Source organism: Variovorax sp. Soil_C_12, assembly GCF_057657375.1.
Map to the genome: position 1 here is coordinate 711,121 of NZ_JBDGIO010000002.1, position 14,801 is coordinate 725,921.

A 14,801-nucleotide genomic window follows, 5' to 3' on the forward strand; every position below is an offset into this window, starting at 1 on the left:
ACGGCCGAAGCGCCAAAGCGGCCAGGTCAGGATCACGGCGAGAAAGTCCACAACCTCTGCCTCTTCGATCGGGCCCGCGATCTCAGAGAGGTTTGTACAAGGTCTTGAGCCCCAGCCAAGCCGTCGCGATCACCGCATTCACCGACACGCTCAAGGCACTCGGCACATAGAACAGCGCCGATACTGCCGGCGCGCCAATCAGGATTTCGACAATTCCTCCCAACCCGTACAACAGCACGGCGCACCACAGCCAGCGTCGCATGTAAGTGGGAAGCCAGTGAGCTTGGGATTGGTTGTGCCGCCAGGCCGCTGAGCGCTCGATGAGGCTGCCTTGTGTGACGTCCAGGAAGAGCCACTCGAAAAAGAAGTAGCGGTACAGGAGAGTGCGGAAGGTCAGCTCATGCACGATCCATTTCCTTCTGATGGCGGTGGTTCGTGAGTCGATTCTGACAGCGTATCGCGAAGACTGATACCTCTTGCGGGCCGGCGACTTTGCCAAAGATGGACATCATCGACTGCGGCGCTGACGCTTAGACAATCTATGCAATGCCGGGTTCCATGACAACGCCTTCGCACAGGACCATGACCGCGCCTTCGAAAAGGGATAGGCTAGAACAATGGCGAACGTTCCCAGACAAACTCCGAGGCCGGGGCCGCCGTCCATTCACAGTTCGCAACCCGCGGACCGCCCCACCAACCGCCTTGCTCGCGAGACGAGCCCCTACCTGCTGCAGCACGCGCACAACCCGGTGGACTGGTTTCCATGGGGCGAGGAGGCGTTCGCCAAGGCGCGCGCGGAGGACAAGCCCGTCTTGCTGTCAGTGGGCTACGCCACTTGCCACTGGTGCCATGTGATGGAGCGCGAGAGCTTCGAGGACGTGGGGCTGGCGCGCCAGTTGGCCGATGGCTTCGTCGCCATCAAGGTCGACCGCGAGGAACTGCCTGACGTCGACCACGTCTACATGAGCGCGCTGCAGGCGCTCACCGGCCGCGGCGGCTGGCCGATGAACATGTTCCTCACGCCGCAACTTCGCGCCTTCTTCGGCGGCACGTACTTCCCGCCGCGATCGCGCCAAGGAATTCCCAGCTTTTCCGAGGTGCTCGCCGCCGTGCGCGAGGCGTGGGTCCACCGGCGGGGTGACATCGAGCGGGAGGCCAAAACGCTGCTCGATCTCGTGCACCGCGGCGCGACCCTCTCGGCCCGTGCATTGGCCGATGACATGCACCGGCGAGCCGTGGCCCAGATCGCCCTGCGCTTCGACGAAAGGCGCGGGGGCTTCGGCAGCGCGCCCAAGTTTCCGCAGACTCCGCTGCTGCAATATCTGCTGGCGCTGGCGGCCAGCGGCGACGGGAGCGCGCGCACGATGCTCGTTGCGACGCTGCACCACATGGCCGCCGGCGGCATGTATGACCACGTCGGTGGTGGCTTCGCTCGCTACTCCACCGACGAGGGCTGGCATGTGCCGCACTTCGAAAAGATGCTGTACGACAACGCCCAGCTCGCGCGCGTGTACGCCGGCGCCTTCAGGCTGACCGGTGAAGAGAGGCTGCGCCATGTCGCCGAGGGCACATTGACGTACCTGCTGCGCGAGATGCACCCAGCGGCTGCGCCGGCAGCCTACGCTTGCGCGCAGGACGCCGACGCCGAGGGCGTCGAGGGCAAATTCCACGTCTGGACGCTGGCCGAGTTCCTCGCCGTGCTCGGCGCCGATGCACAGGCCGCGGCGCGTCTGCATGGCGTGACGGAGCAAGGCAACTGGGAGCACGGCACGAACGTGCTCGAGCGCCGCGATCCGGAAGCCGTACGCGCCGAACTCGACCTGGAACCCGAGGCCTTCGCGTCCTGGGAGCGCTCGGTGCGCGAGCGCCTCTACGCAGCGCGTGCCCAGCGCGCCTGGCCGATTACCGACGACAAGGTGCTGGCCGACTGGAATGGCATGGCGCTGCGCGCATTCGCTGAAGGAGGGCGGCTGCTCGGGCGAGACGACTTCGTGCAGGCTGCGCGAGAGCTCGCGCGCTTCCTGCTGGCCGTCATGGTCCGGGATGGGCGGGTCCACCACGCCTGGCGCGACGGCACGCTGCGAGACGAGGGGTACCTGGCCGACCACGCGCAGCTCGGGCTCGGCCTCGTGGAACTGCATGCAGCCACCGGCGAGCCGGAGTGGCTGAACGCCGCGCTCGACCTGTGCGGCGGCATGGTCGAGCGCTTCCATGACGCGGTCGAAGGCTTCTTCGACAGCGCGTCAATCCAGCTGCCGGTACGGGCGCGGAACCTCTTCGACGGCGCAGTGCCCTCGGGCACTGCGGCGGCGTGCGAGCTGTTGCTGCGACTGGCAGGCCCCTTTGAACGCAGCGACTGGGCCGACATCGCCCGCGCGGCGCTCGAGGGCCACGGCGCATTGATGGAGGAAGCGCCGATGGCCGCATCGGCGTTGCTGCATGCACAGCTGCTGGCGGAGCAGGGGGCTGATCTTGCGATCCCGGCGGGACGAGGCAGCGAACGCCTGTGGGCGGCGGCGCAGTCGGCGTTCGCGCCACTCGTCACACTCTTCCGTGGCTTTCCAGGATCGATGCCGCCGCTCGAAGGACGGATCGTGGGCGAGGCCTACCTGTGTCGGAATGGAAGCTGTGAGCTGCCGGCGCGATCGGTCGAAGCGCTGCGAGAGCAACTGGCAACGGGGTTCTCTGGCCCGCCCGGCAAGTTCGCAGCATCGGACGGCACTGCTTGAGGGGTTGCGGCCGAGCCATCGGCTCAAGAGAAGGCCCGGCGATCGTCGAGCGTTCAATGATGAATATGCAGGTCATCGCGACGGCGCAGTGATGTTCCAGCTCTCTCAAGCGCCCTTCATGCACAGCCTGAGCTAGCCCCAACCATGCCACATCGTCGCTAGACTTGGGAATGTTCAGAGCTCTGCTCGCCCTCATCCTTTTGCCACTCGCCTGCAGTGCGCAAGCACAGCGCCAGACCCCTTCCAGCATCGAAATTCAATCGGCGTACTGCATCAGCGTGCTGAATGGCCGAGCCAGGGATGCTCAAGCGCTCGCCTCTCTGCCGGCGCCCGGGTCGCAACAGGAGGGCTTCCGGGAAGCGCAGGCAGGGTACGAGCAAGACGTGCGCCGACTCCGGAGTTACCTCGTGCCCCGGATGAAGTACCTGGACGGAGAAGCGCTGCTTGCGGCTGCCGATCGAGGGCAGTCCGACGTGAGCTCATTCCTGCGGACACAGCGTGCTTGCAAGGCCCGCTGCGACACGAAGCCAGCGTCCGGGGCAGGCGCCACCGCAGAAAATACTGCGTGCCTCAGCGCTTGCTCAGCGGAGAACCTTGCGGCCGACCGAGTCAAGGCGTGCAGCCCGGTGAACTGGTTGTGATTCTGAACCGGCATGAGCGCATGTAACTCGGCGGCTATGGAGCCGCGCGCGACCCAGGCGGGCTGCGCTTGGCATGGGCTTGACCACATCAGTGAGCCGAGAACGCGAATGAGCGTGCCGCACTCGCCTTGTAGCATCCCTACCAGCGCACCTTGATGCCGAGGGAGGCCTGCACGGAGGACTTGATGGCAGCCTCGCCGCCGACATGCCACAGATGGCCGATCTCGCCGTAGAGGCTGGTGGCCGGCGTCAGCGCCAGCGTTGCCCCGGCGGCCGCCTCGGCCGCGCTGTAGCCGCCCCCGCTCGCAATCGCGGTTGCTCCCGCCGGGCCGATGAAGTTGGCCGCGTCATCGCCGAGGCTCGCGTGGTACAGGTTCAGGCGGGCATAGGGCTGCAGTTTTCCGGCGCCGGTAGCGATGTCGCCCTTGACGCGCAGGCCCAGGCGGGCGATCCAGCCGCTGGCGGCGTCCTGGCTCACCCGCGCGCCACCGAGCACAAGATCGTCAAAACTGCTGCGTTGATAGGCAATCTGCGCTTGCGGCTCGATGCTCCAGCTCTCGTTGAGTGGGAAGGGCTGGCCGATCTCGATCGAGGCCGTGAAGCTGCTGACCTTGCCCGAAACGCTCGGGTTGATGTCCGGGCGCGCGGTGTAGCGCTGGCTGCCGCTCTGAAGCACGCTGTCCACGTACAGGCCGCTCGCATCCATCCAGGTCGCATAGGCGCCCAGGAAGCGAGACTGCAGACCGTTGCTGCCCACCCGCGCCGTCAGACCGCGCGCATTGCCGATGACGCCGGCGCTGCCATCGAGGTAGCCCACGTAGACGCCCGCGCGCCAGTCGTCGCTCGCCAGCAGGTCGGTGCCGGCCTGCAGGCCGCTCGCACGGCCATCGGTATGGATCTGGGCGACTCCCGGTTGCTGGATGCCCAGGTCGGCGTACACCGCGCGCGCCCAGGCGCGCCGTGTGGAAGCGTCGGCTTCGTCGCCGATGCGCCGATGCAGGTTCCCCAGCATCGCCAGATCGGCCTGCCGGACTTGAGCCGGTAGGGCCGCAAGCAGGGGAACCTCGACCCGGTAGGTCGGCACCAGCACTACGGCCGATGCGGGCGGCACGGATGGCGGCACGGCACCCAACGGCGGCACCATCGGTGCAGTCGAGCGCAGATACCAGTTCTCGCCCGCGCCCTGCGCATCCGCGGCATACAGCCGGTACTCGTAGGCGCCGGCGTCCACGTGGCCGTTGGCCAGGCTGAAAGCGCTCTTGTTCGTCTGCGCAGTGGTGGTCGCACCGTTGCGCCCGCTCACCACCTCGATGCCGTCGCCCGTTGTGAGCATTCCCAGCCCTGCCGGGTTCGCGATCTGGATTGTGGTGCTGCCGTTGGCGCTGGCCCGGGGGCCGTCGAGCACCAGCCTGTCGCTCACACTCGTGCCGCCGGCCAGGCCCGTGCCCAGTCTCAGGAGGCTATGTGCGGCATAGGCCCCGTTGACCGTGAGCGTGCTGCCTGCAACAGCGCCGACGAGGCTCACGGTGCCGCCGTTGTCCAGGGCAGCCACGCGCTGTTTGAAGCCGGCGGTATCGAGCGTGGCGCCAGCCGCCACGATGTGCGCGGAGCCGGCGCTGAAGGCATCGGCCGCGCCCGCCCGCAGGATGCCCGCCGCCACCGTGGTGGGGCCCGCGTAAGTGTTCGCGCCCAACAGCACGGTGGTGCCGGCGCCGATCTGGGAGACGGAGCCAGTGCCCGAGATCACGCCGGGGAAGCTGAGGACATCCGAACGGTTGAAGATCAGTGCGCCGTTGTTAGCCACGGCGCCCTCGATGCTGCCGGTGGTGCCGCCGCCGCCGAGTTGCAGCGTGCCGGCCGTGATGGTGGTGCCGCCCGCATAGATGTTGTTGCCGGTCAGGATGAGAGTGCCAGGGCCTGTCTTGGTGAAGGCACCGGCGCCTCCGATGAGGCCTGTGTGCGTCAAGGTGCCCGCCTGGGTCTCGATGGTCCCGCCCGGGTTATTGAGCGCGGTCGCGCGTGCCGTGGAGAAGCCAGCCGTGGCTCTGAGCGTGCCGCCGCTGAAGTCGAGCACCCCGGCCGCCGCACCGAGATTGGCGTCGCTCGAGATCTGCAGCACGCCGCTTGCGATCGTGGTGCCGCCGCTGTAGGTGTTGGTGGCGCTCAGCACGGTCGTGCCGGCGCCGATCTGCCGCACTGTGCCGGTGCCCGAGATCAGGCCGGCGAAGGTTGAGGTGTCCGAACGGTTGAAGGCGAGGTTCGCATTGTTCGTCACGTTGCCCACGATGCTGCCGGTGGCGCCGCCGTTGCCCAGTTGCAGCGTACCGGACGTGATTGTCGTGCCGCCCGTGAAAGTGTTGGCGCCGGTGAGAGTCAGAGTTCCGGCACCTGTCTTGGCGAAGGCGCCGACGCCTCCGATGACGCCCGTATGCGTCAAGGTGCCGATCTGAGTCTCGATGGTTCCGCCCATGGCGTTGAGCGTGGTCGAGCGCGCCGTGGAGAAATCGGCCGTGCTTCTGAGCGTGCCGCCGTTGAACCTGAGCACTCCGGCCGTCGCGCCCATATTGCCGTCTTTCGCCACCGAGAGCGTGCCGCCGTTCAGGGACGTGCCTCCGGAGTAGCTGCTGATGCCGGTCAGGATCTGGGTCCCCGCGCCGGTCTTTGTAAGCGCGACGATTGGACTGCCCGTCGTCACGAATCCCGTCGGTGCTGTCTGACGGATGGTGCCATCGAAGGTGCCTGAGCCGCCATTGATGCCGACCACCAGTGTCTCGACGCCGCTGACGAAACTATTGGCGACCGTGCCGCCCCCGGTCAACGCGTCGACCGTGATGCCCTCGCCACGCAGGTCGAACGAGGCGCCGACGCCCACATCCAGGCTCGCGAGGTTGGCGCTCCAGTTCGAGGTCAGCGCGTCGTTGCCGATATAGCCGCTGCCGGACACCTTGATCTGCGTTCCTGCGGCGCCGGTCACCACGCCCCCGAAACGGGTGATGGCGCCCGGATTGGCCTGGTTGAATTCCAGGACCCCGCCACTGACGATCAGCGGGCTGTTCTTGAATTCATTGATCGCGGTGGTTTTCCTCAAGATGAGTTGACCGGCGCCTGCCTTGGTGAATGACTGATTGCGCACGCCGCCGTTGATGTCGAGAGTCAGGGCCCCGGTGGCGGCGGTGACTTCGATGGTGGCAGGCCCGGAGTTCCAGTAGAGGTCGCGCCGCGTCGAGGTCTCGCTGCCGGTACCGGTGTAGCGCAGGGTGGCGCCGTTCTGGATCGCCAGGTAGTTGGCGCCGGTGCCCGTGCCCAGCTGATTGACGGCAGACACCGACAGCGTGCCCCCGCCGATGAGCAGTTGCCCCGAGAAGGTATTGGCCCGGGTGAAGGTCTGGGTGCCGGTGCCGGCCTTGTGATAGTTGCCGCGGAAACCGGCGTTGTCGGAAAGCACCCCGTCGAAGGTGCCGCTGCCGTTGCCCACGCCGAAGGTGAATTGGCTGTAGCCAGCACCGTTCAGGCCGGACATGATTGTGCCGGCGCCCGACAGGACGTTAACGCGCACATTGGCTTCGACGCCATTGAAAACCGCCCCCGACGCGACACGCAGGTCCGAGCGATTGTTGATCCAGTTCTCGTTTGCGTTGCTGCCGCCAGTCAAGCGCCCTTGCTGGACATCGATCAGCGCGCCCGAGCTCAGCGCAAAGGTGGCCGGCAGCACTCCCCAACTGATCGTTCCCCCGCCGGTCTTGCGCAAGGTTCCCGCGCCACTGAAGGAGGTCGCCACCGATGTGTCGCTGGTCGTTGCGACATTGAATTCCAGCACGGCGCCGGAAGCGATGGCGTAGGAGGTCGTGGCGTTGGTGCCGCTTTGGACCACCAGCGTGCCGGCCGCCGCCGAAATCGCGCCGCTCACCGCGCCGGAGAGCGTCAGGGATCCCGTGCCGTTCTTGGTCAGCGTACCGCCGCCCGCGCTAAGCGCCGAAGCGATCGTCGCGTTGGCGTTGGTGGTGATGGTCCGGGCGCCCGACAGGGTGAGGGTGCTGCCGCTGAGGGTGTAGCTGCCGCTTGCCGGTGCGTTGAAGATCAGGCCTGCGGCAGTGATCGGTGTGGCCAGGTTCAGGACGCCCCCGGTGCCATTGTTGTTGCCGATGATGGCAACGTCGCCCGCCGCGTTGCTCCACACCAGGTCGGTGGCGTTGTTGTTCCAGCGGGGCGTGGTGGTGCTCCAGGTCCCGCCACCATCCGTCGCCGTTGAAGTGCTGGTCGCGAGGCCGCCGGCGTCCCAGGTCAAGGAGGCCGCGCGCGCGAAAGTCGTGGACAACGCGGCGACGAGCAAGGCAGCGTCGAAGAGCGCTGCGCGCGAAGCACGTCGCGGAGCGCGAAAAGCCGAGAAGGACTCGATCACGGCGATTGCTCCTCCGTTGTTTTTGCTTGTTCGGCGGCCATTGTGGCGGCACTGCCTTCGTTTAGCCAGCGAGGAATCGAACATCCTCTAGGTGCGCTTCATACCGTGGGCGCATCGATGCGTCGACTTGCTGAAGGGGGCGCGGTGTTTGTCATCCGCCTTCCGTGAGACGCCCACCGAGAGCATCCTCGGGGCTCGCTACAGTTGGTGGTCGCAAGCGGGTGCGTCGGAGCTTCAAATACCTTGGAGCAGCGACCGATGTGCGCCCGGCCGGCCTCCCCCAGAAGTGGGTTGCGTCCGTCTTTCGTTGCGTCGATGCTCACCGGCTGGCGAGCCACCGGGATCGCCACCATAGCGCCGGCAAGCTCGCGAATCGCCATCGAGGTGCGGCCCGCTCGAAGGAGACCCTGAATGAGAACTCGCCATTCACCGCTCGTCTTGTTCGCCGGTGGAGTCTCTCGCGGCAGCGATCGATGTATGCGAGGAGCGCAGGCGTGTCGAGCGCCGCCGGGTCAACCGCGAGCAGCGCGAGGTGAGCTCGAATCGCCGCGGGCTTCACCTCTCGGCAGCGCGCCCCATGGATGCTGACGACCAGGCCGTCAGGGCTGGCAGGCCCGTCCCGTTTACCGTGCCGTCAAAACGAAAGACGCGGGCTCTATTGGCCCGCTGCCTTTTTTGCTGACCTCAGTCGGCGTACTCGCCTGCGTCCTTGATCACCTTCGCCCACCGTGTCTTTTCGGCTTCGAGGTATTTCTTGTGGCCGGCAGGGTCGAGGCGCTCGTCAGTCACCACGGTGAGGCCGAGCGCCTCTTCCCGCTTGATCAAGTCTGGGTCTTTCAATGCGATGCGCAGCGCGGCATTGAGCTTAGTCAGCACCGCGGGTGGCGTGCCGCGCGGCGCGTACAAGCCATGCCAGACCTGGACGTTGAAGTCCTTCAACCCGACTTCCGACAAGGTCGGAACATCCTTCAGCGCCGGGAGCGCCAGGCGCTGCAAGCTGGTGACGCCGTAGACCTTCACCTTCTTGCCCTCGATCTGCGGCACCGCGTTGGTCGCCTGTTCGCACATCAAGTCGACCTGACCGCCGATCAGGTCGGTCATCGCCGGGGCGGTGCCCTTGTACGGTACCGGCGTCATGTTGGTCTTCAGCGCGCTCTGGAACATCAGCCCGCACAGGTGCGACGCAGAACCGAGCCCCGCGTTGGCGAGGTTCACCTTGCCGCCAGTCGCCGCGATCCATTGCCGCAGTTCCGCGAAGTTGCTGGCCGCCAAGCCGGGCTTGCCGATCAGCACCGAGGGCGCTTCGTTGATCAGGCCCAGGGTCTCGAAGTCGTCCGGCACCTTGTAGCTGAGCTTGCGGTACAGCGCCGGCGCAGTGGCCATGCCGATGTGATGCACCAGCAGCGTGTAGCCGTCGGGCGTGGCCCGTGCCACCTTTGCGGATCCGATGGTGCCACCCGCGCCGCCGGCATTGTCAACGATCACCGTCTGGCCGAGTGGCTTGCGAAGCGCCTCGGCCAGGTCCCGGGCGATCTTGTCGCTGGGGCCGCCGGCTGCGAACGGCACGACCAGCGTGACCGGCTTGTCGGGGAAGTCCGCACAGGCCAGCGTGGCCGACGCGAGCAGGGCGATACCAGCGCCGCAGCGCCACAGATTGATCATGGTCTCATCTCCTTGGGGTTGCTGGGCGTTAGGCCGAAAGCGCCTGCATCTCGCGATACAGATCCGCCTTGCCTTCGAAGCCGATCCCGGGCAGATCCGGCAGCGTCACGTAGCTGTTCTCGACCTTCACGCCATCGGGGAAACCGCCGAAGGGCTGGAACAGGTCGGGATACGACTCGTTGCCGCCAAGGCCCAGGCCCGCTGCAATGTTCAACGACATCTGGTGCCCGCCGTGGGGGATGCAGCGGCTGGCCGACCAACCATGCTCCTTGAGCATGTCTAGCGTCTTCAGGTACTCCACCAGGCCGTAGCTCAGCGCGCAGTCGAACTGCAGCCAGTCGCGGTCGGGGCGCATGCCGCCATAGCGGATCAGGTTGCGCGCGTCCTGCATCGAGAACAGATCTTCGCCCGTGGCCATCGGGTTCTTGTAGAAGTTGCGCAGCGCGGCCTGCAGTTCGTAGTCGAGCGGGTCGCCTGGCTCCTCGTACCAGAACAGGTCGTATTGCGACAGCGCCTTGGCGTAGGCAATCGCGGTCTCGAGGTCGAAGCGGCCGTTGGCATCGACGCACAGCTTCTGGCCGTCCTGCAGCACTTCCATGATGGAGTCGATGCGGCGCAGATCTTCGTCGAGCGAAGCGCCGCCGATCTTCTTCTTGACGACCGTGTAGCCGCGGTCGATGTAGCTGCGCATCTCGTCCTGCAGCTTCTTGTGGTCCTGGCCGGGGTAGTAGTAGCCGCCGGCCGCGTAGACGAAGATCTTGCGGTTGGGCTTGCCGTCGCCATAGCGGTCGGCCAGCAACTGGAAGAGCGGCTTGCCTTCGATCTTGGCCACCGCGTCCCATACCGCCATGTCGATGGTGCCGATGGCCACGGAGCGCTCACCGTGGCCACCCGGCTTCTCGTTGGTGAACATCGTGTTCCAGATCTTGTGCGGGTCGAGGTTGTTGCCGCTGTCATCGACGAGCGAGGCCGGGTTGGCTTCCAGGATGCGTGGGATGAAGCGCTCACGCATCAGCTTGCCCTGGCCATAGCGGCCGTTGGAATTGAAGCCATAGCCGACGACCGGCTTGCCGTCACGGATCACGTCGGTGACCACGGCCACCAGGCTCAGGGTCATTTTGCTAAAGTCGATGTAGGCGTTGCGGATGGGCGAGCTGATGGGGATGGTTTTTTCGCGGATTTCGACGATCTTCATGGCTGTCTCCAGGTGGGTTTGAATGGGAGACTGAATGGTCGGCGTTGCCGGCTTTTTCGGCCAATGCTCAATTTCTCAACTTCCATGCGCTGGACGAACCGCACATGAATCTGATCTGGCTGCATGACTTCCTGGCGCTGGCGGCCACGGGCAACTTTTCGCGTGCGGCAGAGGATCGCCACAGTTCCCAACCGGCGTTCAGCCGGCGCATTCGTGCACTGGAAGAGTGGATGGGCGCCGACTTGTTCGACCGCAGCTCGCAGCCCGCCACGCTTACTGAAGTCGGGGAGTGGTTCGCCGGCGTGGCGCAGGAACTGATCGCCAGGGTGGCGCGGGTGCCCGGAGACGCCCAGAAGATCGCGGAGGCCAGTTCGGTCACCTTGCGCATCGCGTCAACCCACGCTCTCTCCTTCACTTTCCTGCCGCGGTGGTTGCGCAGCCTCGAATCCCACACGACGCTGGGTCCGGTGCAACTGATGTCCGATGTGCTCCAGCGTTGCGAAGCACTGATGCTGCAGGGCAAGGTCCAGTTCGTGTTGAGCCACGCGCACAGCAAGGCACGGGGTGCGCTGGATGCGGAGCCGTACAGCTCGGCCCGGATCGGCGAGGATGTGCTGATCGCGGTGTCGGCGCCAAAAGAAGGAGGCGGCGCGCGTCACGAACTGCGGGTCGGCCGCGGCACGGTGCCCGTGCTCCAGTACACCGAAGAATCGGGACTGGGACGCATCGTGCGCGCTGTGCTCGGGCGCAGGCTGGAGTCACTGCCGGTTCAGGTCGTCTTCACCGCGCACCTCGCCTCGGTCCTGAGGACGATGGCGCTGGACGGCAGGGGCATTGCATGGCTGCCGCAGACGCTGGTAGAGGACGACATCGGCCAGGGGCGCCTGGTCGCCGCGGCGAGCAACGACTGGGCCGTCCAGCTAGAAATCAGGCTCTATCGCGACAGCGAGCTTTTAGGAAAGGCCGCCAACGCATTCTGGAATACCGCCATCGAGGAGTGATTGCCTCTCATCGTCGCTAGCCCTTGTTCGATGGCGTCGGACGGGTCGAGTCGTCGACGGCGGCCGCTCTGCCACGCATTGCGGTCACTCGACCTTCCAACGCGGAAGACAGCAACGGGCTGCGGATTCAACTGGTCGATGCAACACACTGATGGGGAGCCAAAGCTCAGCGTCCCTGGCTTCTTCCTGGCGAGTTGAACCAGGTCGGCCACTGTGTTCACCGGCACGTCCCGACTGGGAATCGTCGGAGGCAATTCCCGTCAATCTGCTCTACAGCTCCAACGTGCGGCGCACGGCTCGCGCCCAGGCTTTCATCGAATTCGTCATTGAGAGGTTCCGCGAACTTGAATATGTTCGGGGCGCAGAGCGCACGCCGGGATGACAGCCGCCAACATGGTGGTTCGCATTGCACTCTGTCCGTGACGCTCGCAAGCGTCCTGATCATCGGAGGCGGCATTGGCGGCTTGACCCGGATGGAAACAAGCTCTGCGTTGCCTGTCACGCCCCGACCTTCGACGGTGCGTGACGGCTCGGGAGGGACGCCAGAAACCGGGAAAACCAGTCGTTCGCAGAGCAAGTAAGTTGGCTACAGGGTGGGAACGGTGCCGCCGTCGATCCGATGCTCGGACCCTGAGATCGAAGCGGACCGCGAGGAGGCCAGGAAGGCGATCAGATCGGCAACCTCTTGTGGCTGGGCGGGCCGGCCCAGCGGAATGCCTCCCAGCCAATCCATGATGATCTTCTTGCCGCCTTCGTAGTCCGTTCCGGCCTCTGCAGCCATTCTTTGCGCAAACGCGACGGACGCCTCGGTCTCGATCCAGCCCGGCGCCACGCTCAGCACGCGGACGCCCTTCGGCATCACCTCTCTTGCCAGAGACTTGCTGTAGGTCGTGAGGGCGCCCTTGGCTGCGGCGTAGGCGGTCGTGGACTCAGGCAGAGGCAGCACGCGCTGGATGGAGCTGACGTGGATGATGACACCGGACCCTTGAGCCAGCATCGCCGGCAGCAGTGCACGATCCAGACGTACGGCAGGCATCAGGTTCAGGTTCAACTCGGCGAACCAGTGCTCATCACTGATCGCGGTGAACCCGCCACCGGGAGTTCTGGAGCCGCCGAGCACGTTGACCAAGATGTCGACGCCGCCCCAATCCTGCAGGATGGTTCGAGCAAGGTGACTCGTGCCTTCCGCCGTCGACAGGTCGGCAACAACGTAGCTGACCCCCTCCACCGGCTGCGCCGGCACAGTGCGCGCGGATGCCGCCACCCGAGCGCCGGCCTCCGCAAGGGTTTTCACGACTGCAGCGCCAAGGCCCAGTGTGCCGCCGGTCACCACTGCCCGCAGGCCATTCAGGTGAAGGTCAAAGTTCATGCCGTGATCTCCAGGCTTTCGATCAGGCCACGCGCAAGGCGGAAAGACAACTTCAGGTCGATCGGGCTGCCCGGAAAGGTGCCGGCCGTGTGGCTGCGGACCACATCGACCCCGTCAACCAGTTCCACCGAAAAAGGATCGTTTGTGTAGGTGTACAAGGTCGCGGACTCGGCCTTCCATGCCCTGATCGCGTCGTGGCCGGTATGCGTCCGGCCTTTGTCTTTGACGACGCCTTGCGGCGTGAAACAGCGAGCGACATCGTCGGGACCTCGCGTATCCGCGGCGAAATACGCGGCAATGGGATCGGGGAGAGTGAGAGCGGACATGTGAACTCCTTGGTTGCGATGGTTCACAGAATGCGTCTTGGTATTAATTTAGTGAATACCATAGAATCAGAATGAGGTATGTAGAGAAGAATGCATAATGCGCGGCTCCGACTTTGCTGAGCTGAAGGCCTTTGTCGCCGTCGTGGAGCGCCAGAGCTTTGCCCGAGCGGCAGAGCATCTGGGCCTATCGCCTTCGGCACTCAGCCAGACCATCCGACAGCTCGAAGGCCGCATCGGCGCCCGTCTTCTGAATCGCACGACCCGAAGCGTCGCGCCATCGGCAAGTGGCGAGCGGCTGTACAGGCGCATCGCTCCGTTGTTTCGCGAGATGGCTGTTGCAGTCGCTGAAGCCAGCGAGGCGACAGGACAGATGAGCGGAACGCTTCGCATCAACACGCTGGGGATCGCAGCGAGAACCATCATTGCGCCCCGGCTTTCGCGCTTCCATCAAGCACACCCTGACGTAGTCCTCGACATCGTGGTCGACGACGCGCTGGCTGATATCGTCGTCGGCCGCTTCGACGCGGGCATCCGCGTGGGTGGACAGCTCCAGAAAGACATGGTTGCCGTCCGCCTCACGCCGGACCTGAACATGGTTGCCGTGGCGTCCCCAGACTACCTCGCGCGTCGAGGAACCCCCAAGTCACCTGCCGAGTTGCATGACCATGCATGCATCAACTGGCGGCTCCAGATGGACGGTAGGCACTATCGCTGGGAGTTCAAGAAACGAGGGCAACGACTCGAAGTAGCGGTGGACGGCCCCATCGTCACCAACCACGCCGACATCGGCGTTGCTGCTGCGCTCAACGGGCTCGGGATTGCCTATCACTTCGAGCGAGATGGCGTGGGTGAGCTTTTGGCCCAGGGGCGGCTGGTCCAAGTCCTCGCGGACTGGTCGATTTCGCGCCCAGGTCTGTTCCTCTACTATCCGAGCAGACAACATCGACCAGCCCTGCTCGGTGCCTTCATCGACTGTTTGCTGGATCGAAAACCCTTCGATCGGCTCTAGGCTTGCCAGGGCCTGTCAGACAAGAGGCCCTGGCAGGCTTCGCGCGACGTTGCTCGCCGTCATGGTCAACTTGAAGTGTTCGCCGACACGCTTGAGGCCTCGGGATTGCGAGCTTGTTCACCATGCACGCGAGAGCTTGCCTTCCACCGACGCGGAGAGATCTGGTTGGACGATCACCTGGACCGTGTAGAAGCCATTGCCCTCGAAGTAGCCGTTCTCCGCGTGCGAGACACGACGTGAGTCCGCAATGAATGAAATGGCCAGTCCGGAGTCTCCTTTGGGCCTGACGCTCACCGTCCGGGCCTGGCCTGGTGCGAGGGTCGCGGCGACGCTTTGTTCGAAGCCCGATCCCCTGACGCTGACGTCGTGCAGTGTCATCGATGAGCGGTTGCGGACCTCGACGGGGGTGCCGGAAGAGCACGCAACCACGGTGCCCGCGCACGCCACGGCGAAGGGCATGAGCGGCCGGG

Annotated in this window: 10 protein-coding genes; 3 read left to right on the forward strand and 7 right to left on the reverse strand. The window is 65.3% G+C overall.

Annotated elements, in window-relative coordinates; genetic code table 11:
- Positions 1–82: 82 nt before the first annotated feature.
- The gene (locus AC3A6X_RS08405) at positions 83–406 is read right to left on the reverse strand and encodes a hypothetical protein (protein ID WP_487841743.1); all 324 of its coding nucleotides are present in this window, start codon (positions 404–406) and stop codon (positions 83–85) included.
- Positions 407–617: 211 nt separating this feature from the next.
- Between AC3A6X_RS08405 and AC3A6X_RS08410 the strand changes: the two genes are divergently transcribed.
- The gene (locus AC3A6X_RS08410) at positions 618–2,729 is read left to right on the forward strand and encodes a thioredoxin domain-containing protein (RefSeq protein ID WP_487841744.1); all 2,112 of its coding nucleotides are present in this window, start codon (positions 618–620) and stop codon (positions 2,727–2,729) included.
- Positions 2,730–3,509: 780 nt separating this feature from the next.
- Here AC3A6X_RS08410 and AC3A6X_RS08415 read toward each other — a convergent pair.
- The 3 genes from AC3A6X_RS08415 to AC3A6X_RS08425 all read right to left on the reverse strand — a co-directional run bounded on the left by AC3A6X_RS08415 (position 3,510) and on the right by AC3A6X_RS08425 (position 10,626).
- On the reverse strand, positions 3,510–7,853 hold the full coding sequence (locus AC3A6X_RS08415) for an autotransporter outer membrane beta-barrel domain-containing protein (RefSeq protein WP_487841745.1): 4,344 nt from the start codon (positions 7,851–7,853) through the stop codon (positions 3,510–3,512).
- A gap of 600 nt (positions 7,854–8,453) precedes the next feature.
- Complete coding sequence (locus AC3A6X_RS08420) at positions 8,454–9,431, reverse strand: tripartite tricarboxylate transporter substrate-binding protein (RefSeq protein WP_487841746.1); 978 nt, start codon at positions 9,429–9,431, stop codon at positions 8,454–8,456.
- 28 nt (positions 9,432–9,459) lie between these two features.
- Positions 9,460–10,626, reverse strand: a complete 1,167-nt coding sequence (locus tag AC3A6X_RS08425; RefSeq protein WP_487841747.1) for a mandelate racemase/muconate lactonizing enzyme family protein — start codon at positions 10,624–10,626, stop codon at positions 9,460–9,462.
- A 104-nt stretch (positions 10,627–10,730) separates the two neighbouring features.
- On the opposite strand from AC3A6X_RS08425, the gene AC3A6X_RS08430 reads away from it, so the two are divergent.
- Positions 10,731–11,627, forward strand: coding sequence for a LysR family transcriptional regulator (locus tag AC3A6X_RS08430; protein WP_487841748.1), 897 nt, complete (start codon positions 10,731–10,733; stop codon positions 11,625–11,627).
- 586 nt (positions 11,628–12,213) lie between these two features.
- On the opposite strand, the gene AC3A6X_RS08435 is transcribed toward AC3A6X_RS08430, so the two are convergent.
- Entirely contained in the window at positions 12,214–12,996 is a 783-nt protein-coding gene (locus AC3A6X_RS08435; protein WP_487841749.1) for an SDR family oxidoreductase, read from the reverse strand.
- Positions 12,993–13,322: a nuclear transport factor 2 family protein gene (locus AC3A6X_RS08440; RefSeq protein WP_487841750.1), complete on the reverse strand. Its 330-nt coding sequence runs from the start codon at positions 13,320–13,322 to the stop codon at positions 12,993–12,995. The genes AC3A6X_RS08435 and AC3A6X_RS08440 overlap by 4 nt, the downstream gene beginning before the upstream one ends.
- Positions 13,323–13,419: 97 nt before the next feature.
- On the opposite strand from AC3A6X_RS08440, the gene AC3A6X_RS08445 reads away from it, so the two are divergent.
- Positions 13,420–14,331 (forward strand): LysR family transcriptional regulator, encoded by a 912-nt coding sequence (locus tag AC3A6X_RS08445; RefSeq protein ID WP_487841751.1) that lies wholly within the window; start codon positions 13,420–13,422, stop codon positions 14,329–14,331.
- 117 nt (positions 14,332–14,448) lie between these two features.
- Here the strand turns inward: AC3A6X_RS08445 and AC3A6X_RS08450 are convergent, their stop codons facing one another.
- Positions 14,449–14,790 carry a hypothetical protein gene (locus AC3A6X_RS08450; protein ID WP_487841752.1) on the reverse strand — a complete coding sequence of 114 codons (342 nt, stop codon included), beginning with the start codon at positions 14,788–14,790 and terminating at the stop codon, positions 14,449–14,451.
- Between the last annotated feature and the right edge of the window lie 11 nt (positions 14,791–14,801).